The sequence below is a fragment of the Halpernia humi genome (genome assembly GCF_900108025.1).
Classification (GTDB): domain Bacteria; phylum Bacteroidota; class Bacteroidia; order Flavobacteriales; family Weeksellaceae; genus Halpernia; species Halpernia humi.
This window is the reverse complement of record NZ_FNUS01000007.1, coordinates 108,230-132,752: the sequence shown is the minus strand read 5'-3', so window position 1 is coordinate 132,752 and position 24,523 is coordinate 108,230. Positions and strand designations below refer to the sequence as shown.

The 24,523-nt window shown below is 33.6% G+C and carries 24 protein-coding genes; 18 read left to right on the top strand and 6 right to left on the bottom strand.

The features are described 5' to 3' along the window. The 3 genes from argC to C4S29_RS13095 are packed head-to-tail and all read right to left on the bottom strand — an operon-like array spanning window position 1 to window position 2,709. A complete protein-coding gene (gene argC / locus C4S29_RS13105) occupies window positions 1-966 on the bottom strand; it encodes an N-acetyl-gamma-glutamyl-phosphate reductase (protein ID WP_103914551.1) in 966 nt (321 codons plus the stop codon). Then, window positions 963-2,156 (bottom strand): argininosuccinate synthase, encoded by a 1,194-nt coding sequence (locus C4S29_RS13100; protein WP_221405539.1) that lies wholly within the window; start codon window positions 2,154-2,156, stop codon window positions 963-965. The genes argC and C4S29_RS13100 overlap by 4 nt, the downstream gene beginning before the upstream one ends. Continuing rightward, window positions 2,125-2,709 carry a GNAT family N-acetyltransferase gene (locus C4S29_RS13095; RefSeq protein WP_103914550.1) on the bottom strand — a complete coding sequence of 195 codons (585 nt, stop codon included), beginning with the start codon at window positions 2,707-2,709 and terminating at the stop codon, window positions 2,125-2,127. Before C4S29_RS13095 ends, C4S29_RS13100 begins: the two co-directional genes overlap by 32 nt. Window positions 2,710-2,959: 250 nt before the next feature. Between C4S29_RS13095 and C4S29_RS13090 the strand changes: the two genes are divergently transcribed. From C4S29_RS13090 to C4S29_RS13020, 15 genes are all read left to right on the top strand, one after another. Beyond that, complete coding sequence (locus C4S29_RS13090; RefSeq protein WP_103914549.1) at window positions 2,960-3,379, top strand: transposase-like zinc-binding domain-containing protein; 420 nt, start codon at window positions 2,960-2,962, stop codon at window positions 3,377-3,379. Between the two features lie 179 nt (window positions 3,380-3,558). Beyond that, window positions 3,559-4,878 (top strand): hypothetical protein, encoded by a 1,320-nt coding sequence (locus C4S29_RS13085; protein WP_103914548.1) that lies wholly within the window; start codon window positions 3,559-3,561, stop codon window positions 4,876-4,878. Between the two features lie 41 nt (window positions 4,879-4,919). Next, a complete protein-coding gene (locus C4S29_RS13080; protein ID WP_103914547.1) occupies window positions 4,920-6,551 on the top strand; it encodes an MFS transporter in 1,632 nt (543 codons plus the stop codon). Window positions 6,552-6,609: 58 nt separating this feature from the next. Beyond that, complete coding sequence (locus C4S29_RS13075; protein ID WP_103914546.1) at window positions 6,610-6,837, top strand: DUF6814 family protein; 228 nt, start codon at window positions 6,610-6,612, stop codon at window positions 6,835-6,837. 62 nt (window positions 6,838-6,899) lie between these two features. After that, a complete protein-coding gene (locus C4S29_RS13070) occupies window positions 6,900-7,094 on the top strand; it encodes a hypothetical protein (RefSeq protein ID WP_103914545.1) in 195 nt (64 codons plus the stop codon). Continuing rightward, on the top strand, window positions 7,087-9,783 hold the full coding sequence (locus C4S29_RS13065) for an ATP-binding protein (protein WP_103914544.1): 2,697 nt from the start codon (window positions 7,087-7,089) through the stop codon (window positions 9,781-9,783). Before C4S29_RS13070 ends, C4S29_RS13065 begins: the two co-directional genes overlap by 8 nt. 41 nt (window positions 9,784-9,824) lie before the next feature. Further along, window positions 9,825-10,268: an IS200/IS605 family transposase gene (gene tnpA, locus C4S29_RS13060; protein WP_103914543.1), complete on the top strand. Its 444-nt coding sequence runs from the start codon at window positions 9,825-9,827 to the stop codon at window positions 10,266-10,268. 130 nt (window positions 10,269-10,398) lie between these two features. After that, a complete protein-coding gene (locus C4S29_RS13055; protein WP_103914542.1) occupies window positions 10,399-10,761 on the top strand; it encodes a response regulator transcription factor in 363 nt (120 codons plus the stop codon). 48 nt (window positions 10,762-10,809) lie between these two features. After that, complete coding sequence (locus C4S29_RS13050) at window positions 10,810-12,711, top strand: AMP-binding protein (protein ID WP_103914541.1); 1,902 nt, start codon at window positions 10,810-10,812, stop codon at window positions 12,709-12,711. 270 nt (window positions 12,712-12,981) lie between these two features. After that, window positions 12,982-14,889, top strand: a complete 1,908-nt coding sequence (acs, locus tag C4S29_RS13045) for an acetate--CoA ligase (RefSeq protein ID WP_103914540.1) — start codon at window positions 12,982-12,984, stop codon at window positions 14,887-14,889. A gap of 66 nt (window positions 14,890-14,955) precedes the next feature. After that, window positions 14,956-15,900, top strand: coding sequence for a DUF6438 domain-containing protein (locus C4S29_RS13040; RefSeq protein WP_103914539.1), 945 nt, complete (start codon window positions 14,956-14,958; stop codon window positions 15,898-15,900). Further along, the gene (locus tag C4S29_RS13035) at window positions 15,893-17,026 is read left to right on the top strand and encodes an NAD(P)/FAD-dependent oxidoreductase (protein ID WP_103914538.1); all 1,134 of its coding nucleotides are present in this window, start codon (window positions 15,893-15,895) and stop codon (window positions 17,024-17,026) included. The genes C4S29_RS13040 and C4S29_RS13035 overlap by 8 nt, the downstream gene beginning before the upstream one ends. After that, the gene (locus C4S29_RS13030) at window positions 17,026-17,739 is read left to right on the top strand and encodes a methyltransferase domain-containing protein (RefSeq protein WP_103914537.1); all 714 of its coding nucleotides are present in this window, start codon (window positions 17,026-17,028) and stop codon (window positions 17,737-17,739) included. Before C4S29_RS13035 ends, C4S29_RS13030 begins: the two co-directional genes overlap by 1 nt. Beyond that, a complete protein-coding gene (locus C4S29_RS13025) occupies window positions 17,736-18,788 on the top strand; it encodes a type III polyketide synthase (protein WP_103914660.1) in 1,053 nt (350 codons plus the stop codon). The genes C4S29_RS13030 and C4S29_RS13025 overlap by 4 nt, the downstream gene beginning before the upstream one ends. After that, window positions 18,782-19,573 carry an SDR family oxidoreductase gene (locus C4S29_RS13020; RefSeq protein WP_103914536.1) on the top strand — a complete coding sequence of 264 codons (792 nt, stop codon included), beginning with the start codon at window positions 18,782-18,784 and terminating at the stop codon, window positions 19,571-19,573. The genes C4S29_RS13025 and C4S29_RS13020 overlap by 7 nt, the downstream gene beginning before the upstream one ends. A 48-nt stretch (window positions 19,574-19,621) precedes the next feature. Here the strand turns inward: C4S29_RS13020 and C4S29_RS13015 are convergent, their stop codons facing one another. After that, the gene (locus C4S29_RS13015; RefSeq protein WP_103914535.1) at window positions 19,622-20,704 is read right to left on the bottom strand and encodes an alkene reductase; all 1,083 of its coding nucleotides are present in this window, start codon (window positions 20,702-20,704) and stop codon (window positions 19,622-19,624) included. 165 nt (window positions 20,705-20,869) lie between these two features. Between C4S29_RS13015 and C4S29_RS13010 the strand changes: the two genes are divergently transcribed. The 3 genes from C4S29_RS13010 (at window position 20,870) to C4S29_RS13000 (ending at window position 22,982) form a co-directional block, all read left to right on the top strand. Further along, window positions 20,870-21,295 carry a 3-hydroxyacyl-ACP dehydratase FabZ family protein gene (locus C4S29_RS13010; protein ID WP_103914534.1) on the top strand — a complete coding sequence of 142 codons (426 nt, stop codon included), beginning with the start codon at window positions 20,870-20,872 and terminating at the stop codon, window positions 21,293-21,295. Window positions 21,296-21,441: 146 nt separating this feature from the next. Continuing rightward, window positions 21,442-22,719 (top strand): beta-ketoacyl-[acyl-carrier-protein] synthase family protein, encoded by a 1,278-nt coding sequence (locus tag C4S29_RS13005; RefSeq protein WP_103914533.1) that lies wholly within the window; start codon window positions 21,442-21,444, stop codon window positions 22,717-22,719. Window positions 22,720-22,724: 5 nt separating this feature from the next. Then, window positions 22,725-22,982, top strand: a complete 258-nt coding sequence (locus C4S29_RS13000; protein ID WP_103914532.1) for an acyl carrier protein — start codon at window positions 22,725-22,727, stop codon at window positions 22,980-22,982. 33 nt (window positions 22,983-23,015) lie between these two features. Here C4S29_RS13000 and C4S29_RS12995 read toward each other — a convergent pair whose 3' ends face one another. Both C4S29_RS12995 and trpC read right to left on the bottom strand, forming a co-directional pair. Continuing rightward, complete coding sequence (locus tag C4S29_RS12995; protein WP_103914531.1) at window positions 23,016-23,702, bottom strand: phosphoribosylanthranilate isomerase; 687 nt, start codon at window positions 23,700-23,702, stop codon at window positions 23,016-23,018. A gap of 10 nt (window positions 23,703-23,712) precedes the next feature. Then, window positions 23,713-24,492, bottom strand: coding sequence for an indole-3-glycerol phosphate synthase TrpC (trpC, locus tag C4S29_RS12990; RefSeq protein WP_103914530.1), 780 nt, complete (start codon window positions 24,490-24,492; stop codon window positions 23,713-23,715). Between the last annotated feature and the right edge of the window lie 31 nt (window positions 24,493-24,523).

The following is a 24,523-nucleotide window of genomic DNA, read 5'->3' as shown; positions in this document are numbered from 1 at the left end:
TTAAAATGCGATTGCTTTTAGGTTTAAACCTAAATTTTCGTCCCAATTTTCGGCAATATTCATATTTTGTACGGCTTGTCCGGATGCGCCTTTTAATAAATTATCAATCGCGGAATGAATGACGATCATTTCCTTGTTTTTTTCTATATGAATTGCGCATTTGTTGGTGTTCACGACTTGTTTCATGTCGATTGGTTTTTCTGAAATGCTTACGAAAGCAGCATCTTTATAAAAATCCTGATAAATTTTCTGAATTTCTTCCAGTTTCAAGTCACATTTTAAGGTTGAACTTGTGAAAATTCCACGAACAAAATCGCCGCGCCACGGCACAAAATGCAGGTTAATTTCTTTTTCATTAAACTGATTTAAAGTTTTTAAAATTTCATCAACATGTTGGTGCGTGAGGGTTTTGTAAGCAGAAATATTATCATTTCGCCAAGTAAAATGTGTGGTTGCTTGCAGCGATTGTCCAGCGCCAGTGGAACCCGTGATTCCTGTAGTGTAAATGTCTTCAAGTAAATTTAATTTTGTTAAAGGCAAAATCGCCAACTGAATTGCTGTGGCAAAACAACCCGGATTTGCAATGCTTTTAGCGGTTTTTATTTCATTTTTATTAATTTCCGGCAAACCATAAACAAAATTTCTATTTTCAAAAATATTTTCTAAACGGAAATCATTTCCTAAATCAATGATTAAAACATTCTCTTTTATTGAGTTTTCAGCGAGAAAATTTTTACTTTCTTGATGTGGCAAACACAAAAATAAAATATCTACTTCTTCAATTTTGTTTGTTAAAGTCATGTCACAAACGGAAACCAAATCCGGATAAATTTCAGAAATTTTTACACCAGAATTTGAACGGCTGTACAAAAATTGTAGTTCTACATTTGGGTGAAAACTTAAAATTCTTATCAGTTCGCTTCCTGTGTAACCATTTGCGCCAATAATTCCGACCGTTTTTATCATGATTTATTGATTTGGTGATAAATAGACAATGAATTGCTCAAAACTTTTGTAAATCCTTTCACATCTTCGCCAGTCCAGGCAAGATTTGCTTCGCCGTAACTTCCGAATTTTGCAGACATTAAATCATTTTCAGATTCAATTCCATTTAAAACAAAACGGTAGGGATGAAGCGTTAAAAAAACTTTTCCATTAACCGTTTTTTGCGAATTTTCTAAAAAAGTTTCAATATTTCTCATCACTGGGTCTAAGAAAAGTGCTTCGTGAAGCCAGTTTCCGTACCAATCTGCCAATTGGGATTTAATGGTTTGCTGGTATTTCGAAAGCGTGTGTTTCTCTAATAAATGATGCGCTTTGATAATGATTGTCGCGGCAGCCGCTTCAAAACCAACACGTCCCTTTATGCCGACAATCGTATCGCCAACGTGAATGTCGCGACCAATTCCGTAAACAGAAGCGAGTTTTTCAATTTTCTGAATGGCTGAAACCGGATGAGAAAATTGTTCGCCATTAACGGAAAAAATTTCACCGTTTTTAAATTCAATTTCTAAATCTGAAGGTTCGGTTTTTTCAACTTGAGAAGGAAAAGCGTTTTCCGGTAAATTATTTTTTGAAGTTAAAGTCTCTTTACCGCCGACGGAAGTTCCCCAAAGTCCTTTGTTGATGGAATATTTTGCTTTTTCAAAATCCATTTCGTAACCGTGATTTTTTAAAAATAAAATTTCTTCTTCTCTGGAAAGAGACAAGTCTCGGATTGGTGTGATAATTTCGATATTCGGACACATCACCTGAAAAATTAGATCAAAACGAACTTGGTCATTTCCTGCGCCCGTGCTTCCGTGCGCAATCGCATTTGCACCAATTTCAAGTGCATATTTTGCGATATTTTGTGCCTGAACCGTTCTTTCAGCACTTACAGAAAGTGGATAAGTGTTGTTTTTTAAGACATTTCCGAAGATTAAATATTTTACACAATCGTTGTAATAGTTGTGAACTGCGTCGATAAATTTATAAGAAAAAACACCTAATTTTTCTGCTTTTAACTTTAATTCAGTCGCATCTTCCTGAGAAAATCCACCTGTATTTATGGTTAAAGCGTGAACTTCGCAACCCAAATTTTCACTTAGATATTTTGCACAATACGAGGTGTCTAGACCGCCACTAAATGCTAATACTACTTTTTTCTTCATCATTATTCTCTTTACTAATTTTATTTTCTTCAATTTTTGGGACATATAACATTGCGGTGCAAAGACAGTTTTTCCGTTCTTTGCTCATTAAAATTTCATAATTGACGCAGTTTTTGCAACCGTTCCAGAACTCTTCGTCTTGCGTTAATTCTGAATAAATCACCGGTTTATAACCCATTTCCGCATTGATTTTCATAACCGGCAAACCAGTCGTTAATCCGAATATTTTTGCATTTGGATATCGTTCTCGGGACAATTCAAAAATTTTCTTTTTGATTAAAGTTGCGATGCCTTTATTTCTGTAGTTAGCAGAAACAATTAAACCTGAATTGGCCACAAACTTTTCATGTGACCAGGTTTCTATGTAGCAGAAGCCGATCCAGGTTTCATCTTCATCAATAGCCACAACGGCTTTTGCTTCTAAAATTTTAGCGCTTATATATTCAATGGAACGTTTTGCGATTCCTGTTCCTCTTTTTAGTGCAGAATCCTCCATTTCTAATCGGATTTCCTCTGCATATTTTAAATGTTTTTCTGAGGAAACTTCTATTTTCATTTAATTTATCTTTTAAAGCAGCAAATGTAAGATAAATAATCTTTATAAATACAAAATAGAACTAAATAATTACTAAATAAAAAAATATGTTAGTGATAAACACTAAAAATATTAATATTTACAGATTATATTTCTTCTTTATGTGTTTATTTAATTATATTTTATATTAAAAGTGATTTTCTATAAATAATATTAAGTTCATCTCTATATTGTTGGTAATTTAATATATATTTGCTAAAAAAATATAGTTATGCCTAATTCTTGCCCAAAATGTAATGAAAAAAATATTGTGAAAAGTGGAATTATAAAAGAAAGACAAAGGTTTTTATGCAAAGATTGCAACTATTATTTCACAGTAAAAAAATTAGGAAAAAAAATTGATGATTACTTTGTTACAAAAGGTTTGCAACTCTATTTGGAAGGTTTGAGTTATCGTGAAATTGAACGAATTATAGGTGTTTCTCATAACACGGTAAGTTCTTGGATTAAAAAATATAACATTACCCGTCCGCCGCATTCAGATTTTCATCCCGTTTACAAAGTTTTTAAACAAAATGAACTGCTTGAATATATTGCTAATGAAAAAAACATCAAAGGTTCTGGCTTACTTATTACAGAATTTGGGGATAAATATATGATGATTAAATGGGAAAGATTCAAAGATAAGTAATAGTTTGCGGGGTTTTATTCTAAATTGATTTCTTTTCTGAACATCAATTTTGTAAATAGCAGATTTCACACTTTCTCTTGTATATATTAAAAATACAAAAATATATATTAAATTTCTTCAATTAAAATATTAGTTTCAATTTCGTTTCAATAAAAAAACAAATTAAAACTTATTAAACCATGAAGAAAAATGCTATTTCATTAGGAATTGTTTCATTTTTATGTTTTTCAAGTATTCTAAATGCACAAGAAACGCAATCTAACGCAGATTTATTAAAAAGAATAGAAACATTAGAAGCAGAAAAAAATAAGCCCAAAGAATGGGATGCCGCTTTATATGGTTGGGTTCGTACTGAATATAGTTTTGATTCTCGCCAATCTGCTTATGCCAGAGAATATAATTTGAATTTGTATCCGCTAGATGAAAAGTTAGATGCGAATGGAAAAGACATAAACGCGGCCAGTGCAAGCAACTTTCTCGCCATCACAACTAGAATTGGTGTAAAATTTAAAGGACCGGATGTTTGGGGCGCTAAAGCCACCGGAAATATTGAGGCAGATTTTTTTGGAAATACCGAACTCAACAAATCTTCCGCTGGAAGTGGAAGCACTGGTTTATTAAGACTTCGTCACGCAACAGCCACTTTAACTTGGCCAAAAACAGCACTTACTTTTGGGCAAACTTGGTATCCTACTTTTATTCCGGAAGTTTATCCGGGAGTTGCTAATTTTAATGCGGGTATTTTATTCAATCCTTTCGGATGGGCGGGGCAAATAAAAATTGCTCAAAAATTAACACCCGAGTTAACATTAAGTTTAATTGCCTACAAAGATCGAGAATTTCAAACTGCAACAGCGACGGGAGCAACATTAAATAGTGCCACTTTTAATTCTGTAACGCCTACTTTTCATGGGCAATTGCAATACAAAACAAAAACAATTACTACGGGATTTGGTGCAGAATATCAATCTCTAAAACCGGTGATTGAGTCGGCTGGTTTAGTTTCCAACGAAAAATTGAATTCTGAAACCTACTTTGGATATTTTAAATATGCCAATGACAAAATTATTGCAAAAGCATACGGAATCACGGGTGGAAATCTTTATCATTTGGTAATGATTGGTGGATTTGCAGGTTATACTGAACCGAACGGACAAGAATCTTATCGGCCTACAAAAACTTCTTCTATGTGGATCGATGTTGCGAGTGCAAATCCTAAAATTGCACCCGGCGTTTTCTTTGGATATACTAAAAATTCTGGTGTAAATGCAGGTTACAAAAATCTGTATGTAAGAGGAATTTCTGGAGCAAGAATTTTAGACCAAGTTTGGCGCGCTTCTGCAAGAGTAGATTTTAAACAAAATAAATTCAATATTTCCCCAGAAATAGAATATACCACCGCGAAATGGGGCGACATCAATGCAGAAGGAAAAGCACAAAATAATATGCTAGAAGTGGGAAATTTCCGTGGAATGGTAAGAGTAATGTATTCATTTTAAAGTTTTCAGATTCTCATTAAAAACAAAAAAACAAAATAATTATGTCTAAAACATTTAACTCTCAACAAGAGCACGATGCTTATGTTGCAGAAAAAAAGCAGAATAAAACGATATGGGGCGTCATTATGGCTTCCTCACTGGGAACCCTCATAGAATGGTATGATTTCTATATTTTCGGAAGTTTAGCCGTGGTTCTTGCAACGAAATTTTTTCCTTCAGATAATCCAACTGCTGCATTTTTATCCACATTGGCAACTTTTGCAGCAGGTTTTGTTGTGCGTCCTTTTGGTGCTTTATTTTTTGGCAGATTAGGAGATATTATTGGTAGAAAATATACTTTTTTGGTGACTCTTTTAATTATGGGTTTCTCTACTTTTCTCATCGGTTGCATTCCGGGATATGATAGTATTGGTTATGCAGCACCTATTTTAGTTTTAATTTTAAGATTATTACAAGGTTTGGCTTTAGGTGGAGAATATGGCGGAGCGGCAACTTATGTTGCAGAATATTCGCAACCACACAGAAGAGGTTATTGGACGTCTTGGATTCAAACCACGGCAACTGCAGGATTATTTATTTCTTTGATTGTAATTTTGGTAACAAAAACCTCACTTTCTGCAGAAGAATTTGATAGTTGGGGATGGAGAGTTCCTTTCTGGATTTCTATTTTAATGGTTGGCGTTTCTTATGTTATTCGTAGAAATATGAAAGAATCACCACTTTTTGCACAGGCCAAAAAAGAAGGCAAAACTTCAAAAAATCCTTTAAAAGAAAGTTTTGGAAATAAATTTAACTTCAAATTTGTTTTGTTGGCTTTATTTGGAGCCGTTATGGGGCAAGGCGTAATTTGGTACACGGGTCAATTCTACGCGATGAGTTTCTTGCAAAAGGTAATGAATATAGACTCTGCGCAAGTGGATACAATGATGGCTTTAGCATTATTTATAGGAACCCCTTTGTTCGTCTTTTTCGGTTGGCTATCTGATAAAGTAGGTAGAAAACCAATCATGATGATTGGAATGTTGATCGCAATATTGGCTTATCGACCGATTTACAAAGCCATGTATAATTCTGTAAAAATTGAAGATAAAGTTTTGGCAAAAAATGGTTTAACTGAAAAAAGAACCGCAAAAGTTCATGATAAAATTGCGACAGATAGCACGATTACTTTTCATCAAGAAAAAATATTTGTGGATGGAACTTTAATGAAAAAAGACAGCATTGTTCATTGGGCTGCAACAGGGCCAATCATTAAAGAAGGCAAACCAGAAGCAGCACTCATCAAAGAACAGATTACTGTAAACCCTGATACACGATGGTTTTTAATTTTTCTAATTTTTATTCAAGTTGTTTTTGTAACTATGGTTTATGGACCAATTGCGGCATTTTTGGTAGAAATGTTTCCTTTGAAAATCCGATATACTTCCATGTCATTGCCGTATCATATTGGGAATGGTGTTTTCGGAGGCTTGCTTCCTGCTGTAGCAACTTACTTGGTAACTTCTGGAAAAGATGCTGGACATTCAGAATGGTATTTGGAAGGACTTTGGTACCCGATTGTCGTCGCTGGAGTTTGTCTCGTGATTGGTACGCTTTATTTAAAAACTAAAAATAAAAGTTTGGCGGAAGATTCTATTGTTGAAGAAATTATCGTAGAAAATTCTGATTCATAAGATTGCAGAGTCTAACTAAATTATTTTTCAAATTACACTAACTTTAAAAAACAAAAAAATGGATTCAATAAAAAAAATATTAGGAATTCTCTGGATAATCATCGCGCTTGTAGTGGCTTATTATGGATTTACCGTTTTCGGAATTCCAAAAGTAATGTCAGAAAAAACCGACGACAATGTATTTGGCTGGATAATTCTCACGGTTTTGATGCCGATTATTGTCGGAGGTTTAGGAACTTTTGGATGGTATTCTTTGTCGGGGGAATATTCTGACGAAAAAATTTAACACTATAAATCTCTATAAATAACGGGAAATTCGTTTCCCGTTGTTTTTATTTAATTAAAAAAATGAAAAAAAGACATCAACAAAAACTGGTAATATTAAGCATCGCATTATTCGTGTTATGCAATGCGCCGGTTTTGCTTTTGTTTAATAGTTCACAGAAAATAATTGGACTACCGATGATTTATGTCTATTTATTCACGGTTTGGTTAGCATCTTCCATCAGTTCATTTGTAATATTTAAAAAGTTCGATGAATAGTTCTCTGCTTTTCGTTTTGGTCATCATTTATTTGGGACTTTTGTTTTTCATCGCGCATTTTGCGGAGAAAAGGAAGAGTAATTTTCTGGTGAATAATCCTTATGTTTATGCTCTTTCTTTGGCGGTTTATTGTTCCGCTTGGACGTATTATGGAAGCATTGGCGTTGCCGCAAACCAAGGTTTAGAATATATGGCAATTTATATTGGTCCCATCATCATTATTCCATCATGGATTTTTATTAATTCAAAAATCATCAAAATTTCTCGGGTTAATAAAATCAGTAGTATTGCAGATTTTATTGCTTTACGCTACGGAAATAGCCGTTCGCTAAGTGCTTTGGTCGCAATAGTTTGTATGATTGCGATTATTCCGTACATCGGTTTGCAAATCAAAGCGATTTCTGAAACCTTCCATTTGATTACAGAAACCCATCAATCTTCCAATATATTTTTTGATTCTGCAACTTATGTAGTGCTCATAATTGCCTTATTTTCTTCCTATTACGGGACAAAATATGTAGATGCGTCCGAAAAAAGATTGGGAATTATTTCTGCAGTAGCCCTAGAAAGTTTCTTAAAATTAATATTTTTCGTAATTCTTGGGTTGTTCGTAGTTTATGGCGTTTTTAATGGTTTTGGAGATATTTATACACAAGCAGAAAAACTTCCAGATTTTGCCTCAAAAAACACGATTAATGGTTTAGAAGGCGGTTTTAATTGGTTTCTAATGTCTATGCTTTCAATGTCTGCGATATTTCTTTTACCAAGACAATTTCACACCGCAATTGTAGAAAATAGGAAAGAAAAACACCTCAAAACTGCCATTTGGCTTTTTCCGCTTTATCTTTTAATTTTTAATTTTTTCGTTTTTCCGATTGCTTGGGGCGGAAAAGTACTCTTTTTTGGAAAAAACGTTAATCCAGAATTATATTCCATTTTAATTCCTCAAAAATTTGAAAATACTGCCATTTCAGTGATGGTTTTTTTTGGTGGATTAAGTGCTTGTATTTCCATGATTATCATTTCAAGTATTTCGCTTTCCATCATGCTTTCAAACAACATTATCATTCCTTATGGTTGGCTGAATAAATTTAAAGTACATTCAGAAAAAGACAATACCAAAAACATTGTGAACATTAGAAAAATCAGTATTTTTTTATTGATTATTTCCGCATTTATTTTTTATAAATATTTAATTTTAAGTAAAAGTTTATACAGTGTCGGTTTATTTTCTTTCGTACTCATTGCGCAATTAGCGCCCGCTTTTTTTGGTGCAATTTTCTGGCGACGAGGTACTTATGCAGGTTCAGTTTCTGGGATTATTGCAGGCGTTGCCATTTGTTTTTTCAGTTTGTTTTTGCCAAGTTTTTCAGAACATTTTCTACTGAGTAATTTCTACAATAGCAGTTTTTTCAGTTTTTTTAATATTCCTTATTTATCGTCCATTTCGCAGATTTTTTTCTGGAGTATTTTGATAAATGCTTTCTTATTTCTGCTCGTTTCCACTAATACCATTTCTACTTATCGGGAAAGAAATTACGCGGAAATTTATGCAGATATTGATGATTATATTCAAAATCACGAAAATTCTTACATCTGGAAAGGCACTGCAAATATTTCTGATATTCAGAAAATATTAGTAAGATTTTTGGGTGATAAAAAAGCGGCACAAGCGCTGAAAATATTTAATTTAAAATATAACATTAGCGATGAAAATGATACTGCAGATTCCCGATTCATCAAGTTTTCCGAAAATCTTTTGAGTGGAAGAATCGGTACTGCTTCTGCAAAAATTTTAATTGAAGGCGTTGCCAAAGAAGAAAAAATTACACTTCCAGAAGTTTTAAAAATTTTAGAAGAATCTAAAGAAAATATTACCATTAATAAGCAATTGAGCGAGCAATCTCATCAATTAATTAAATTATCTGATGATTTGCAAAATGCAAACGAGCATCTGATTGTGAAAGACCAGCAAAAAGACGAATTTTTAGACAGCGTTGCGCACGAACTTAGAACGCCTCTCACAGCAATCCGCGCCACAGGAGAAATTCTTTTGGATGATGATATGCCCGCAGATTTAAAGAGAGATTTCTTGGAAAATATTATTTCAGAATCCGACCGTTTGGCAGAAATCATCAATGATATTTTGTATTTAGACAAATTAGAAACCGGAAATATCCCGATGAAAATTGAGGAAAATAACATTATTGAGACTTTTCATAAATCAGTAAAACCCTTGTTTCATCTTTTTGAACAAAGAAATCTTCACCATTCTGAAGTGAATCTTTTACAAGCAGAAAATTTCAGATATGATGAACAAAGAATGATTCAGGTGTTTCAAAATATTTTAGGAAACGCCCTGAAATTCACTAATGAACAAGGAATGATTCAAACAAAATTTCAAGTTAAAAATAATTATTTAGAAATTTCCATCTTCAATACAGGAAAAATAATTCCCGAAGAAGATTTGGAATTTGTTTTTGAAAAATTCTATCAATCTAAAAATCAAAACCTACGAAAACCAGTCGGAAGTGGCTTAGGTTTAGCGATTTGCAAAAAAATTATGTTGGCGCAAAATGGCAACATCAAAGTAAAAAATAAAGAAATTGGGGTCATTTTTGATATTTATTTGCCCATTAAAGGAAGTATAAATGAACTCGAAGAGTTCAATAAAAATATCCGTATGTGAAACTTACGGCTCAGTTTAGTTGAATTAAAAAATTAATAAAGATGAGTTACACGCAAATATATTATCATATAATATTTTCTACAAAATATAGAAAATCAGTGATTAACATTGAGCATGAAGAAGAACTTTACAAATACATTTGGGGAATTATAAAAAATAAAAAATGCACTTTATATAGAATTAATGGAATGCCTGATCATTTGCATATTTTCACAAGTTTACACCCAACTATTAGATTAAGCGATTTGGTGAAAGATATTAAAGTGGCTAGTAATCTTTGGATGAAACAGAGCGGTTTATTTCCTCTTTTTGATGAGTGGCAGCAAGGTTATGGTGCATTTACCTATTCTATTAATGATAAAGATGTAGTTATCAATTACATTAAAAATCAGAAGAAACACCACCTCAACGAAGATTTCGAAAAAGAATACCGCAGATTGCTAAAAGAAAATGAAATTGAATTTGATGAAAAATATTTTTTATAAAACCAGCCCGTAAGTTTCACATACGGCTAAAACATTCGGCCGCTTCGCGGCCGCCCAAAAACACCAAAGAACTCGAAGAGTTCAATTATAATAACCGTATGTAAAACTTACGGAAAAAAGAAAAAACTTTATGAAAAAAATCTTAATTGCGGACGACGAACATAAAATAATCATGACATTAGAGTATGCTTTTCGAAAGGCGGGCTATGAAGTTTTCATTGCAAGAGACGGTTCCGAAGTTTTAGAATTATTAAAAAGCGAAATTCCAGACATGATACTGCTTGATATTATGATGCCCAATATTGATGGATATACCACGCTTGAAGAAATTAAAAAAAATAAAAATTTAGATAAAACCAAGGTAATTTTCCTCTCTGCAAAAACCAAAGAAGCAGACATCCAAAAAGGGCTAGAACTCGGTGCAGACGATTATATTACAAAACCATATTCCATAAAAAAACTCACGGAAAGGGTTGAAGAACTTTTAAAATAATTGATGATTAAAAGTTAATTAAAAACCTCAAACCTAAATTAAATTACCATGAATGCAGACCAAATGTTTAGCGAAAGTATCACTCAAAAAGAAAAATTTTGGGGAAAACAGGCAGACCAAATTGAATGGTTTAAAAAACCAAGCAAAATCTTAACCGACGACGGAATAAATTACCCAACCTGGTTTGAAGACGGAGAATTAAATACTTGTTTTCTGGCCGTAGATAAACATGTAAAAGATGGTTTTGGCGAGCAAGTGGCGATAATTTATGATTCGCCCGTTACGAATAGAATTATAAAATACACTTACAATCAAGTTTTAGAAAATGTTTCCAAATTTGCAGGTGGTTTGCAAAAATTAGGATTAGAAAAAGGTGATACTGCAATTATTTACATGCCGATGATTCCAGAATCTGTATTTGCAATGTTGGCTTGTGCAAGATTGGGCGTTACACATTCCGTGGTTTTTGGCGGTTTTGCACCAAAAGAATTGGCGATTAGAATAGACGATTGCAAACCAAAAGCCATCATCACGGCAAGTTCTGGCATGGAAGTTTCGCGAAGAATTCCATATTTGCCTTTTGTAAAAGAAGCCATTTCTATGTCGGAACATCAACCAAATTACATTGTGGCTTTTGATAGGAAATTATTGGGTAATCGCATAGATTTTAAAAATGATTCAACTTTGGTAGATTTTGAAAAATTATTGACAGAATCTGAACCTGCAGATTGCGTTTCTATAGAATCTACGCATCCTTTATATATTCTCTACACTTCCGGAACGACGGGAAAGCCGAAAGGCGTTGTTCGGGATAATGGCGGACATGCTGTTGCCATGAAATTTTCTATGAAAAATATTTATGGCGCAAAAGAAGGCGAAACTTTTTGGGCAGCTTCGGATATTGGTTGGGCAGTTGGGCACAGTTATTCCGTTTATGGCCCATTAATTAACAGAAATGCAACGATTATTTTTGAAGGAAAACCCATCGGAACGCCAGATGCGGGAACTTTCTGGCGGATAATTGAGGAACATCAAGTTGCGGTAATGTTTACGGCACCAACAGCGATAAGAGCCATTAAAAAAGAAGACCCAGAAGGAAAATTTGTAAAAAAATACGATTTATCTTCTCTCAGAACTCAGTTTTTAGCAGGTGAAAGATGTGATGTTGCAACATTGGATTGGTATGATGAATTTGTAAGCGTTCCCGCCATCGACCATTGGTGGCAAACAGAATCTGGCTCGCCAATGTTGGGTTTAATGCCTGGAATTGCAAATGTAAAAATTAAAAGAGCATCGGCTGGAAAACCAATTCCAGGTTATGATATCAAAGTTTTTAGTGAAGAAGGCTTAGAATTAGAACCGCATCATGAAGGATATTTGGTTATTAAACTTCCACTTGCGCCGGGTGCGATGATGGGCATTTGGGGCGATCCAGAACGCTTTAAATTTGGATATTTATCTAGATTTCCTGGCTATTATTTTTCTGGTGATGGCGCAATTAAAGATGAAGATGGATATGTTTTCGTGACTGGAAGAGTGGATGATGTAATTAATGTGGCAGGACACCGACTTTCCACCGCAGAAATGGAAGAAGTAGTTTCTAGTCATAAAGAAGTTGCAGAATGTTGCGTGGTTGGGATTGATGATGATTTGAAAGGGCAGGTTCCGTTTGCGATTGCGGTTTTAAAATCGGGCTCTGAAATTGATGAATCGGTTTTGGAAAAGGAAATTGTACTCTTAATTCGAGAAAAAATTGGTGCGGTTGCCAGTATGAAAAATGCTCTGGTTGTCAATCGATTACCGAAAACCCGTTCGGGAAAAATATTAAGAAAATTAATCCGAACGATGTTGGACGGAAAAGAATATCAAATGCCATCTACAATTGATGATGAAAGTATTGTAGCAGAATTGCAAGAAAAAATGAACACTTATAAAAAGAAATATTTGTAAATTTAAAAACGAACAAAAAACTTGATTAAAAAGCCGAAGCTTAACTAGCCCTGATAGAAGCGGAAATCCTGGCATTGCATGCGAGAAAATTCAACGGATTTGATCTTTTCTTGCAATGACAGATTGCAGCGGATAGCAGGTTCCCGGCTTCAAAAAAATTAAAAACGAAATAAGAAATTATTATGAAATCGCCATTAGCAAGTTTGCAAACAAACACCAATGAAGAAAAGGCGATTGCAAATAGCCACTTAAAACAATAAAAATCTATATATGAAAAATTATGTAATTCACGATTTACCAGAATATTTTAAAGAATATAAAAAATCTATAAAAAACCCTAAGAAATTCTGGGATAAAATTGCTGATGAAAATTTTGTTTGGTACCAACGCTGGAGCAAAGTTGTAAAATATGACATGGATAATGCCAAAATAGAATGGTTTAAAAATGCTAAACTTAACATCACTAAAAATTGTCTGGATCGGCATCTAAATGATCGTGGTGATAAAACTGCCATTATTTTTGAACCCAATAATCCGACCGAAGAAGCGCAACATATTTCTTACCGAGATTTGCATCAACGGGTTTGTAAAATGGCGAATGTTTTAGCAGATTTAGGCGTAAAAAAAGGCGACCGAGTTTGTATTTATTTGCCCATGATTCCAGAATTGGCGGTTTCCGTTTTGGCTTGTGCAAAAATGGGTGCGGTACATTCTGTTATTTTTGCAGGATTTTCAGATTCTGCCGTTGCATCGCGCGTAAATGATTGCGGTGCGAAAGTAATTATTTGTTCTGATGGTAGTTTTCGGGGCAATAAATCGATTGATTTAAAAGTCATTATCGACAAAGCGATCGAAAAAACACCTTTGGTTGAAAAGGTTTTAGTGGTGAAAAGAACGGGTTGTGAAGTCAATTGGAAGGAAGGTCGGGATTTTTGGTTGGAAGATTTATATCAAAAAGCATCGCCAGATTTTGTGACGAAAATTATGGATGCAGAAGACCCACTTTTTATTCTTTACACGTCTGGTTCCACAGGAAAACCGAAAGGAATGTTGCATACAACGGCGGGTTACATGGTTTATACAGGTTACACTTTTAAAAATGTTTTTGATTATCAGGAAAATGATATTTATTGGTGCACCGCAGATATTGGTTGGATTACCGGGCATTCTTACATTATTTACGGCCCACTTTTAAATGGCGCGACTACGGTTATTTTTGAAGGCATTCCGACATATCCACAACCCGACCGATTTTGGGAAGTGATTGAAAAACATAAAATCACCCAATTTTACACGGCGCCAACTGCCATTCGTTCTTTAGCAAAAGAATCTATAGATTGGGTAGAAAAACACGATTTATCGAGTTTAAGAGTGATCGGTTCTGTTGGTGAACCAATTAACGATGAAGCGTGGCATTGGTACAACGACCATGTTGGCAAGAAAAAATGCCCAATTGTTGATACTTGGTGGCAAACCGAAACGGGCGGAATTATGATTTCCCCACTTCCGTTTATCACACCCACAAAACCAACTTACGCTACTTTGCCACTTCCGGGGATTCAGCCTGTTTTGATGGACGATAAACGAAATGAAATTACTGGAAACCAGGTTGATGGAAATTTATGCATCCGTTTTCCGTGGCCAGGAATTGCGCGCACGATTTGGGGCGACCACCAAAGATATAAAGAAACTTATTTCACGGCATTTCCTGGGAAATATTTCACTGGCGACGGCGCTTTGCGAGATGAAGTGGGTTATTACAGAATTACGGGAAGAGTGGATGATATCATCATTGTTTCCGGCCATAATCTGGGAACTGCGCCTATTGAAGACAGCATCAATCTTCATCCTGCCGTTGCAGAATCCGCCATTGTCGGTTTTCCACATGATGTGAAAGGAAGCGCGCTGTATGGTTTTGTGATTTTAAAAGATACCGGCGAAAGCAGAGACAGAGAAAATTTAAAGAAAGAAATAAACAACGTCATCGCCGATACGATGGGACCAATTGCTAAGTTGGACAAAATTCAGTTTGTTTCTGCATTACCAAAAACACGTTCTGGAAAAATTATGCGCCGTATTCTTCGTAAAATTGCAGAAGGCGATTTTTCTAATTTTGGGGATACTTCTACTTTGCTGAATCCTGAGATTGTGGATGAGATTAGAGATGGGAAAGTTTAGATATTAAATCAAACCTCACAGAAATGTGAGGTTTTTTATTTGTATCTTTATTTTTTAGTTTTTTAAATGTTAAAATATATACTTTTATTTTTCGGTCTTGTTCTATTAAGTTCTTGTGAGAAAAAAACGCTTAACGAGAAAGAAATTTTAGAATTAATTCATTTACAGACAGGTTTCGAATCTATGGAACTGGGAACTGATTTTAATTCTAGTGATAATTTCATAGACTCTATAAAAACGTTTCGGAAAATTATTGAAAAAGAACATTTTAAAGCAATTTACAAAGCCGATTTTAATAACGATGGGAAAGAAGATTATCTAATTAATTTTCATTATCAAAAAAAAGATAAAGACAATGGAATACCAGTAAGAATTTTATTTAACGATATAAAGACTTGTGCTTTACTATTAAGTAATAATGATGGTTACAAACTTTTGAATCCAGGAAAAAGAAAAGTTTATGATATATTTTCTTCTAAAATTATAAATTATAAAAACCAAAATTTAATAAAATTGATAAGTTTCAAACGAAGTTTAGATGACAGAAATGACATATTGAGAAGTGATACTTTAATGATAAAAAATAATCAACTGACTGAATTTGTAAAACCACATCAAAATCATAAAATAGACAAAATTATATATACATTGATTGGCGGCTATGTTCCCACTACAACTTACAATCTAACTTTCAAAAAAGATTCAGTATTTTTTAGTACAAAATTTTATAAAAAGTTTGATGGAAAATATTTTACAACTAATTTTAAAAATTTTCCTCAATTGTCAAATGATTTAAATGAAATTGATTTCAAAAATTTATCTGACCATTACGCAGTGAATGGAAATGATTTACCAACCAAAAAGATTGAGATATTTTTTGATGGTGGAAAAATTAAAACAATTTCTGATTTTGGTGAAAGAGGAACTTTAGGTTTAGTAAATTTTTACGAAAAAATTGATTCCTTGATGGCAAAACAAAATTGGCAACCCATAATCTCAAAAATTGACTGATTTAACCCCCCAAATCACAATAATCGGCGGCGGTTTAGCCGGATTAACTTCCGCCATTCACTTGTCAAAGTTGGGTTTTTCTGTGGTCGTTATCGAAAAAAATTCTTACCCGAAACATAAAGTTTGTGGCGAATATATTTCGAATGAAGTTTTGCCTTATTTTAAATGGTTGAACGTTGATATTGAAGCGTTAAAACCAACGCATATTAAAACTTTAAAATTTTCCTCAGAATCCGGAAAAGAGATCGAAACAAAATTGCCGCTCGGTGGTTTTGGCGTGAGCCGTTACATTTTAGATGAAGCACTTTATTTAAAAGCGCTTTCTCAGAATTGTATTGTTTTAGAAGATTTGGTGAATGAAGTTCATTATGAAAATGATCATTTTGAAGTTAAATTAAATTCAGGTAAAATTTTAAAATCAAAAATTGTGCTCGGTGCTTTTGGTAAAAGATCAAATTTAGATTTGAATATGAAGCGTGATTTTTCTCAAAATAAATCACCTTGGCTCGCCGTTAAATCTCACTATTCGGGAAGTTTCCCCGAAGATGTTGTCGGTTTGCATAAATTTAAAGGCGGTTATTGTGGCGTTTCAAAAGTGGAAAATGATGAGATTAATATCTGTTATTTAACTAATTTTAAATCTTTTAAAGAACATAAAAACATTGAAGATTTTCAGGAAAATGTGGTTTCAGGAAATCCGCATTTGAAGAAAATTTTAAAAAATTCAGTTCAGATTTTCGAAAAACCTTTAACGATTTCTCAGGTTTCTTTTGAGAAGAAAAAAAATGTAGAAAACCACATTTTAATGTTGGGTGACACCGCTGGATTAATTCATCCTTTGTGCGGAAACGGAATGGCAATGGCGATTCACAGCGCAAAATTAGCCTCAGAACAGGTTGAAAATTTTTTAACAGAAAAAATTTCGCGTGAAGAAATGGAAAAAAAATATTCCGAAAACTGGAATCTAAATTTTAAAAAAAGACTGCATTACGGAAGAATGCTTGGCAAAATTTTCGAAAATTCTGCGCTTTCGGAAACTTTAACAAAATTAATCACGTATTTTCCTTTTATGCTTCCCCTAATAATTAAAAAAACACACGGCAAAGAAATCGTGATCAATAAATAATGATTTTAGATACCACATACAGAACTGATTTAGAGGAATCTATGGATGATTTTTCGATGGATAATGAAGGTTTAATTACCGCGCTGGACGATATCGCAAAAATTAACCAACTTTTGGGCGGAAATGCTGTGACGTTAGACGGCGTTAAAAAACTGATAAAAGATATTCCAGCCGATCAAACGATTACCATTATGGATTTTGGCTGCGGAAACGGCGATATGCTTCGAATGCTTGCAGATTTTGGCAAAAAAAATAATATAAAATTTAATTTAATTGGAATTGACGCCAATGCCGCTTCTATAAGACATGCCGAAAAATGTTCCGAAAAATTTGATAATATTTCTTATTTGGCTGAAGATATTTTTCTTTACGATTTTTCAAAATATAATATTGATATTGCCCTAATTACGCTTACTTTACATCACTTTAAAGACGATGAAATATTAAATTTAATGAAAGTTATTTTTAATATTGTAAAAAAGGGAATTGTGGTTAATGATTTGCAGCGAAGCAAATTGGCTTACAGACTTTTCCAAGCGATAATTTTTGTTTTTAGATTAGAAAAAATGACCGCAAATGATGGTTTGATTTCTATCTTAAGAGGTTTTAAAAGACCCGATTTAGAGAAATTTTCTAAAAAATTAGGTTTAAAAAAGTACAGTATTAAATGGAAATGGGCGTTTCGTTACCAATGGATTATAGAGAAAATATGAGTGTAAAAGTAGTTTCAGTTGCCAAGCAACTGCCAAAATATTCCCGAAAAACTGAAGAAGTTTTACCATTTTTAGACCAATGGTTGGTAGATCAGGATGATCGCTTTCAAAGAAAAGTAAAGAAAATTTTCGAAGGCGCCGCTGTTGATGAACGCTATTCGATCATGGATCCAATGGAAGTTTTCACCGTAACTTCTTTTGAAGAAAAAAATAATATTTATGCGCGTGAAGTCGTGCTTTTAGGTGAACAGGTTTTAACGAATGCGCTAGAAAAGGCCAATTGGGACGGACAAAGTTTAGATTATATTATCACCGTGAGTTGCACCGGAATTATGATTCCATCTTTGGATGCGTATTTAATTAATAAATTGAATCTCCGTCAGGATATTATTCGGCTTCCGGTTACAGAAATGGGTTGTGCAGCCGGCGTTTCGGGGATGATTTATGCTAAAAAATTCCTGGAAGCGAATCCAAATAAAAGAGCCGCCGTTATCGCTGTAGAAGCACCAACTGCAACTTTTCAATTGGAAGATTTTTCGATGGCAAATATTGTTAGTGCCGCAATTTTTGGCGATGGTGCGAGTTGTGCGCTTTTGAGTTCGTACGAAGAAGATTTAGGACCGAAAATCATCGCCGAAGAAATGTATCATTTTTATAATAATGAACACATGATGGGTTTTCAACTCACAAATTCTGGTTTAAAAATGATTCTTGATATAGAAGTTCCCGATACGATTGCCGCGCATTTCCCTGAAATTGTGCATCCATTTTTAGCCAAACAAAATTTAAAAATTGACGATGTCGATTATTTAATTTTTCATCCCGGCGGAAAAAAAATTGTTCAGATGGTGGAAGGTTTATTTTCAGAATTGGGTAAAAATATTGATACAACGAAAGAAATTTTAAGATTGTATGGAAATATGTCGAGCGCGACCGTTTTATATGTTTTGGAAGATATTATCAATCAAAAACCGCAGAAAGGCGAAATCGGTTTGATGCTCAGTTTCGGCCCGGGTTTTTCAGCGCAACGCGTTTTATTGGAATGGTAGAAAATAATAAAAAATATTGGGCTTTAATTTTGGGTGGAAGTTCCGGTTTGGGATTGGCTTCGGCTAAAAAACTGGCTTCCGACGGCTTTAATATTTGCATTGTTCATAGAAATTCCCGCGCGGAAATGGCAGAAATTTCAGTAGAATTTGAAGAAATTAAATCTCAAAATACTTCTTTTCTAAATTTCAATTTAGATGCTTTAAATATTGAAAGTCAGGCGAAAATCATCAAAGAATTAAATTCTGTTTTAGGCGAAGATGGAAAGATAAAAGTTTTTGTTCACAGCATTGCAAAAGGAAATTTAAAAGCGATGGTTTCGGAAGACGAGAATGTCCTTTCAACGGATGATTTTTTTATTACATTTCAGGCAATGGCGGTTAGTTTGTATGATTGGACGCAACTTTTATTTAAAAATAAATTGTTCGCACAAGACAGCAGAATTATTGCTTTTACAAGCGAAGGCAGCACAAAACCGTGGAAATTTTATGCCGCCGTTTCCGCCGCAAAAGCAGGTTTGGAAGCCATTTCGAGAAGTATCGCTTTAGAATTTGCACCTTTTGGCATTAAATGCAATTGCATTCAAGCCGGCGTTGCAGAAACGCGTTCTTTAAAAATGATTCCCGGAAGCGAAGATTTAATTAAAAATTCCATCCAAAGAAATCCGAATAAAAGATTAACAACGCCAGAAGATGTCGCAAATGTGGTTTCTCTTTTATGCAAAGATGAAGCAAAATGGATCACCGGAAATGTAATTCCCGTCGATGGTGGCGAACATTTACAATAAAAAAATCCACTCAAATTTGAATGGATTTTTTAAATATTTACTAAAAATTTATTTTAAAGTTGGGTAATCTGTATAACCTTTTGCACCAGGCGTGTAAAAAGTATCTTGATCCGGATTATTTAATGGCGCATCAACGGCAAAACGCTGAACCAAATCTGGATTTCCGATAAATGGAACACCGAAAGAAACCAAATCCGCCAGATTTTCTTCAAGTGCTTTTTCTGCCGATTCTTTTAAAAATCCGCCATTGATTATAAATGTTCCTTTGTAGATTTCACGATAATGTTTCGCAATTTCAAAAATTGATTTCTGTGGATGATCGCCTTTCTCTGTAAATCCACTGAAATGTAAATAAGCCAAATCGTAATCATTCACTTTTTTCACCAAATATTCAAACATTTCCTGTGTTTCATTATCTTTCACCATTCCAAAAAGTCCGTCTAAATCTGGCGCAAGACGCAAACCAACTTTTGAAATCGGAACTTTTTTGGCGACAGCATCTAGAATTTCAAATAAAATTCTGCCTCTATTTTCGATAGAACCGCCATATTCATCATTTCTTTTATTAGAAGTCAAGGCAAAAAATTGGTGCAATAAATAACCATTTGCAGCGTGAATTTCCACGCCATCAAATCCCGCTTCAATTGCATTTACCGCTGATTTTACATAATCTTCAATTGTTCTTTTGATGTCTTCCAAAGTCATTTCTTTTGGTGCGACTGTATCTTTAAAACCATTATATGTGTAAGCCTGTGAATTGGGATTTACGGCGGATGGCGCCAAAGGAAGTTTTCCGTCGTGGAAATCAGGATGAGAAATTCTTCCAACGTGCCATAATTGAGCGAATATTTTTCCACCTTCTGCGTGAACTGCAGTTGTTACTTTTTTCCACGATTCTGTTTGTTCTTTTGTGTAAATTCCCGGAACATTGATGTAACCAACTGATTCTGTGCTTATATTGATGCCTTCCGTGATAATTAAACCCGCAGTTGCTCTTTGCGCATAGTAAGTTTGCATCAAATCATTGGCAAGGTATTCAGAATTGTCTGCCCGACTTCTTGTCATCGGTGCCATTACGATTTTGTTTTTTAAGTTTAAATTTTTTGAAGTGTATTTTTCAAATAGTTTCATTTAAATGTTTTTTAATTTATTAAATCTAGGCTTTGCAAATTCTATGCTGTTTAAGTTTTGTGGTGTTAGTCATTATCTATTACTTTTATAGACTTCAAATTTTAAGTGAAAAAAACATTGAACTGAAGTATTTTTTTTGCATCTTCACTTGTAATAAATTTTTAAATGAAATCTGAAGAAATTTTAAACAAATTACCTTATTCCAAACCATTTTTATTTGTTGATGAAATTTTGTCAGTTGATGAAAATGGGGTAGAAGGAACTTTCACTTTTGACGAGAATTTAGATTTTTACAAAGGTCATTTTGAAAATAATCCAATTACGCCGGGTGTTATTTTAACGGAATGCATGGCGCAAATTGGCTTGGTTTGTTTGGGAATTTTTTTAATTAAAAATTTGACGGAAAAAAGTTTAGTTGCATTAAGTTCGACACAAATTGAATTTCTGAAACCCGTTTTTCCAAATGAAAAAGTAGCCGTGATTTCTGAAAAAATATATTTTAGATTTAATAAATTGAAATGTAAAGTCTTAATGAAAAACGAAAATGGTGAAACTGTTTGTGAAGGTATAATTTCTGGCTTTGTTAAATAATTTTTCGAGTGATATTAAATTAATTAGAGATTTTTGGCGCACGGATTTCCACAGATTTTCTTTAAAATTTTTAAAATTTAAATCTTAAAATATCCGTGAAAATCTGTGGAAATCAGTGTGAAAATTATTAACAATTTTTATGAAAAATGAAAGAAAATAGAGTCGTAATAACAGGATTAGGCGTCGTTGCACCAAATGCAATTACAATTGATGATTTTTTAATTGCTTTAAAAGAGGGAAAATCTGGGATAAAATTTGACCAACAATTGGCAGATTTAAAATTCTCTTGTCAAGTTTCGGGAACACCAGAAATTTCCGAAGAAAAAAAACGCGAATATTTTTCTGAATTAGAACTTCGAAATTTCAATTCCACGGGAATTCTTTATGGCGTAATCGCAGGTTTAGACGCTTGGAAAGATGCAGGTTTAGAGATTAAAAATGAAGAAAATCCCGATTGGGAAAGCGGAACAATCTTCGGAACGGGAACTTCGGGAATTGGAAAATTTCGGGAAAGTATTTATAAAATTGATGATTTACAAACAAGAAAATTAGGAAGCACCGCAGTTTCTCAAACCATGAATAGCGGAATTTCCGCATATTTGGGCGGAAAATTAGGTTTAGGAAATCAAGTCACAACTAACTCTTCGGCTTGCACAACGGGAACAGAAGCAATTTTAATGGCTTTTGACAGAATAAAATCTGGAAGAGCAAAGCGAATTTTAGCCGGAAGTACAAGCGATTCCGGACCTTATATTTGGGCGGGATTTGATGCGATAAAAGTCTGTAATTTTAAATCAAATGATAGTCCTGAAAAGGCTTCCAGACCAATGAGCGAAACTGCCGCAGGATTTGTTCCCGGAAGTGGAGCGGGAGCATTTGTGGTGGAAGATTTAGAATCTGCTTTGGCTAGAAATGCAAAAATTTATTGTGAAATTCTCGGTGGAAACATCAATTCTGGTGGACAAAGAGGGGATGGAAGTATGACGGCGCCCAATTCTACCGCCGTTCAAAAGTGTGTAAAAGATGCTATTTTAGAAAGTGGAATAAACGCAAACGAAATAGAATACATCAACGGACATTTAACGGCAACTTCCAAAGATGCACTGGAAATTGAAAATTTAACGAAGGCTTTAAATAGAAATGGAGAAAAGTTTCCCTACATCAATTCCCTGAAAAGTCTTGTTGGACATTGTCTTTCCGCCTCCGGAAGTGTAGAATCTGTCGCCACAATTTTGCAATTAAAAAATAATTTTGTTGCACCAAACGTTAATTGCGAAGATTTGAAACCAGAAATTTTGGATTTAATTTCTAAAAAATCAATTCCCCAAACAATGATTTCCACGGAAATAAATATTGCTGCAAAAGTGAGTTTCGGTTTTGGTGATGTGAACGGATGTGTTATCTTTAAGAAATATTTTAAATAAAAAAAATGGAGAGAGAAGAAATGTTGACCAAACTAAAAGCCATCATAAAACCTTACGTTAAAAACGAAGAAGCACTTAGTAATTTAACGGAAAACACCAGTTTTATTAATGATTTAAACATTAATTCTGCCAATTTGGTGGATGTGATTTTAGATGTAGAAGAAGTTTTTGATATAGAAATTGATAACCATTCTATGGAAAAAATGACGAATGTGAAAGCCGCGCTTGCTGTGATTGAAGAGAAATTGGCAGAAAATAAATAAGAGATTTTATGAATTCTTCCGCTTAAAGTTAAATTAAAAAGAATTTTTAAAAATTCTAATTTTTTGCAAATCTTTAAAACCCGGCGAAATTTCAAATTTTGAATTGATGTCTAAAGCAAAAGGGTTTTGTCTTTTCAACTTTGTCAAAGTTTGATTTTCAATAAGATTAACTTTGACAAAGTTTTTTAATTCTTCTACGTTTTCGTTAGAAATCCCGCCACTCAAAAAGTAGGGTTTTTCGATTTTTAAATCGTTTAAAATTTGCCAATCAAAAGTTTTTCCTGTGCCGCCAAACGCTTTAGAATCGGTGTCAAATAATAAATAGTTGATAATTGTCGGTTGTCCGTTGATAGTTTTTTGTAATTCTTCTTTAGATTGATTTCCAATTCGGATGACTTTTATAATTTCAATTTTTGGATTCAATTTTTCTTTTAGTTTTAAAATAAAATCTTGGTTTTCATCGCCGTGAAGTTGAATAAAATTTAAATCTGCTTTCTCGGAAATTTCAATTATCTTTTCTAAAGTTTCATTAACAAAAACGCCCACTTTTGAATCTGATTTTATGGATTTTATTTCCTCTAAATTCAGAAAATTTAAAACATATCTCGTCGATTTTTCGAAGAAAATAAAACCTAAAAAATCTATTTCCAAGGAATTTAGTTCCTCAATTTGATTTAACTTTGTTAAGCCACAAACTTTTATTTTTAGATTTGAATTCATTGGTAAACTATTAAATTATTACATTTATTACAAATTCCTCAAAAATTTTTCCTGGATTTTCATTTTTCATAAAATATTCGCCCATTAAAAAGCCGTCAAAACCTTTTTCTTTTAAAAATTTAAAGTCTTCAACGCTGTAAATTCCACTTTCGGCGATTTTTAAAATACCTTCCGGAAGTTGATTTTTTAGGTTGATTGAATGATCCAAATCCACTTTAAAATCTTTCAAATTTCTATTGTTGATGCCAACAAAATCGACGTCTTTGTTAATGTGTTTTAATTCTTTTTCATCGTGAATTTCAAGTAAAACTTCCAAACCCATTTGATGAGAAAGTGCCGTGAAATCTTCAACTTGCGCTACTGAAAGATTGGCGGCAATCAATAAAATTACATCTGCACCAAAGGATTTTGCCTCGTAAAACTGGTATTCATCAATCATAAAATCTTTGCGCAAAATCGGGATTTCGATTGATTTTCTTACCCGCAAAATATCGTCTAAACTTCCGCCAAAAAACTGCTTGTCTGTTAAAATTGAAACCGCACTTGCACCAAATTTTTCGTAATTTTTTACGACTTCTAAAACATCAGATTGATCATTAATGATACCTTTCGAAGGCGATTGGCGTTTAAATTCTGCAATAATTCCAGATTTTTCTACCAATGATTTTTTTAATGAAATGCCTTTTTTTCGAAAAAATTCCGAATCCATTAGCTCGGTAAGTGAGACTTCGGCTTTTGCTTTTTTAACTTCGATTTTTTTACGTTCTATGATTTGATCTAAAATATTCATTTTGGTTGACTGTTTTTAGTTGTCGGTTGAT

Excerpts from the sequence above, each read along its gene's own strand:
- argC (WP_103914551.1), bottom strand. The coding sequence starts at position 966 with ATGATAAAAACGGTCGGAATTATTGGCGCAAATGGTTACACAGGAAGC.
- C4S29_RS13100 (WP_221405539.1), bottom strand. The coding sequence starts at position 2,156 with ATGATGAAGAAAAAAGTAGTATTAGCATTTAGTGGCGGTCTAGACACC.
- C4S29_RS13095 (WP_103914550.1), bottom strand. The coding sequence starts at position 2,709 with ATGAAAATAGAAGTTTCCTCAGAAAAACATTTAAAATATGCAGAGGAA.
- C4S29_RS13090 (WP_103914549.1), top strand. The coding sequence starts at position 2,960 with ATGCCTAATTCTTGCCCAAAATGTAATGAAAAAAATATTGTGAAAAGT.
- C4S29_RS13085 (WP_103914548.1), top strand. The coding sequence starts at position 3,559 with ATGAAGAAAAATGCTATTTCATTAGGAATTGTTTCATTTTTATGTTTT.
- C4S29_RS13080 (WP_103914547.1), top strand. The coding sequence starts at position 4,920 with ATGTCTAAAACATTTAACTCTCAACAAGAGCACGATGCTTATGTTGCA.
- C4S29_RS13075 (WP_103914546.1), top strand. The coding sequence starts at position 6,610 with ATGGATTCAATAAAAAAAATATTAGGAATTCTCTGGATAATCATCGCG.
- C4S29_RS13070 (WP_103914545.1), top strand. The coding sequence starts at position 6,900 with ATGAAAAAAAGACATCAACAAAAACTGGTAATATTAAGCATCGCATTA.
- C4S29_RS13065 (WP_103914544.1), top strand. The coding sequence starts at position 7,087 with ATGAATAGTTCTCTGCTTTTCGTTTTGGTCATCATTTATTTGGGACTT.
- tnpA (WP_103914543.1), top strand. The coding sequence starts at position 9,825 with ATGAGTTACACGCAAATATATTATCATATAATATTTTCTACAAAATAT.
- C4S29_RS13055 (WP_103914542.1), top strand. The coding sequence starts at position 10,399 with ATGAAAAAAATCTTAATTGCGGACGACGAACATAAAATAATCATGACA.
- C4S29_RS13050 (WP_103914541.1), top strand. The coding sequence starts at position 10,810 with ATGAATGCAGACCAAATGTTTAGCGAAAGTATCACTCAAAAAGAAAAA.
- acs (WP_103914540.1), top strand. The coding sequence starts at position 12,982 with ATGAAAAATTATGTAATTCACGATTTACCAGAATATTTTAAAGAATAT.
- C4S29_RS13040 (WP_103914539.1), top strand. The coding sequence starts at position 14,956 with ATGTTAAAATATATACTTTTATTTTTCGGTCTTGTTCTATTAAGTTCT.
- C4S29_RS13030 (WP_103914537.1), top strand. The coding sequence starts at position 17,026 with ATGATTTTAGATACCACATACAGAACTGATTTAGAGGAATCTATGGAT.
- C4S29_RS13025 (WP_103914660.1), top strand. The coding sequence starts at position 17,736 with ATGAGTGTAAAAGTAGTTTCAGTTGCCAAGCAACTGCCAAAATATTCC.
- C4S29_RS13020 (WP_103914536.1), top strand. The coding sequence starts at position 18,782 with ATGGTAGAAAATAATAAAAAATATTGGGCTTTAATTTTGGGTGGAAGT.
- C4S29_RS13015 (WP_103914535.1), bottom strand. The coding sequence starts at position 20,704 with ATGAAACTATTTGAAAAATACACTTCAAAAAATTTAAACTTAAAAAAC.
- C4S29_RS13010 (WP_103914534.1), top strand. The coding sequence starts at position 20,870 with ATGAAATCTGAAGAAATTTTAAACAAATTACCTTATTCCAAACCATTT.
- C4S29_RS13005 (WP_103914533.1), top strand. The coding sequence starts at position 21,442 with ATGAAAGAAAATAGAGTCGTAATAACAGGATTAGGCGTCGTTGCACCA.
- C4S29_RS13000 (WP_103914532.1), top strand. The coding sequence starts at position 22,725 with ATGGAGAGAGAAGAAATGTTGACCAAACTAAAAGCCATCATAAAACCT.
- C4S29_RS12995 (WP_103914531.1), bottom strand. The coding sequence starts at position 23,702 with ATGAATTCAAATCTAAAAATAAAAGTTTGTGGCTTAACAAAGTTAAAT.
- trpC (WP_103914530.1), bottom strand. The coding sequence starts at position 24,492 with ATGAATATTTTAGATCAAATCATAGAACGTAAAAAAATCGAAGTTAAA.